The 1,349-nt window shown below is 34.0% G+C and carries 1 protein-coding gene; it reads right to left on the reverse strand.

Annotated elements, in window-relative coordinates:
* Positions 1 to 84: 84 nt before the first annotated feature.
* Positions 85 to 1,107: an IS110 family RNA-guided transposase gene (locus tag BUB25_RS16300; RefSeq protein WP_072946202.1), complete on the reverse strand. Its 1,023-nt coding sequence runs from the start codon at positions 1,105 to 1,107 to the stop codon at positions 85 to 87.
* Positions 1,108 to 1,349: the final 242 nt, after the last annotated feature.

A 1,349-nucleotide genomic window follows, 5' to 3' on the forward strand; every position in this document is an offset into this window, starting at 1 on the left:
CTTTTTTTTATGTTTAATATTCTTAATTTTGTCGTCTAAGTCGGTCTTAGAGCCAGACTGTATAGCGTGTTTATGCCTTTTGTGCTAGCACGCTATTTTTTTTGATTCATAATCCTTATCATATACTGTTTTGTTTTTGTACAGTACATAAATCAGTTCTAATAATTTTCTCTGTACAGACACACATCCTTTCATTTTAATTCCGTGTTTCGCTACTATTCTAGCATATTGATCTCGAAAGTTATCATTCCATTTTATCGTGCTAAGTGCCGGCAAATGTAAAGCACTTCTCAAATATCGATTTCCTTTCTTCGATATTTTCGGTTTACCTTTTACGGACGTTCCAGACTGTTTTTCAACTACATCCAACCCTGCGTAACTGGTCAGTTGTTTTTTACTTCGTATCAACTCGAATCCGTTAGTTTCGCCAATAACAGTTGCCGCTGTCAATATGGAAACACCTGGAATTGTACAGATATTAGCAATATCAGTCATAAGTTCCTTATGCTCTTTTATACTACTTTTAATCTCATTTTTAATTTCTTTTTCAAGGGTATTTAAAAACATGATTCTTCTTTCAAGACGTTGTATACTTGATAAATGAGGCATTGCTTCCGTTTTTTCGGCATGCAATTGATTTTTTACGATCGTTCTCTCGTCTGTAATTTGACGACGTTCGCGTGTAAGTTGCTTCAGTACTCTATGAATATCTTTTGGTTTTTTCCAATTCTCTAATTTTCTTTCCAATCCGAATCTAGCGATTGCCTCTGAACACGTTTTGTCTGTAATTGTTTTGATGTCCAATGTTCGCATGTAATTGCTGATTTTATTGGGCAATACAATACTCAAATCCTCTTGTTTTTCATCGAGATAATAGGCAAACCTTTGGTGGTAAACACCTGTAGCCTCCATAACATAACGTACTTTAATTGTTTTATCAGTCAGCTTATTAACCCATTCTGAAAGTTTTAAAATTCCTGTCTCGGTATTTTTAAAAACACTGAATGCATATAATTCGATTGTCAAGTCATCGTACATTCTTCCTAAAGTAACCACCAATTCTTTTTGAGCCACATCAACTCCCAATACCTGTTTCAATAATTTCATAACTTCTTAATGTAAAAGATAATATATTAAAGTGATGAATCCCCTTCGTCTTTTCTCCTAGTTGGATATTCTGGATAATACGACCTGCGTAATTCCTTACATTCTGTTCAGACTCTACAAGATTAAAAGAATGAGGCAATATCTATCGGTCAATATACTTCCGGAGTTATTTAGCCATCGGTATGCTCTCATTCTTTTCACTTTATTACATCCAAATATACATCTTCGAGATCAAATTATTT

Origin of the sequence: Flavobacterium granuli (assembly GCF_900129705.1) — a bacterium.
Classification (GTDB): Bacteria; Bacteroidota; Bacteroidia; order Flavobacteriales; family Flavobacteriaceae; genus Flavobacterium; species Flavobacterium granuli.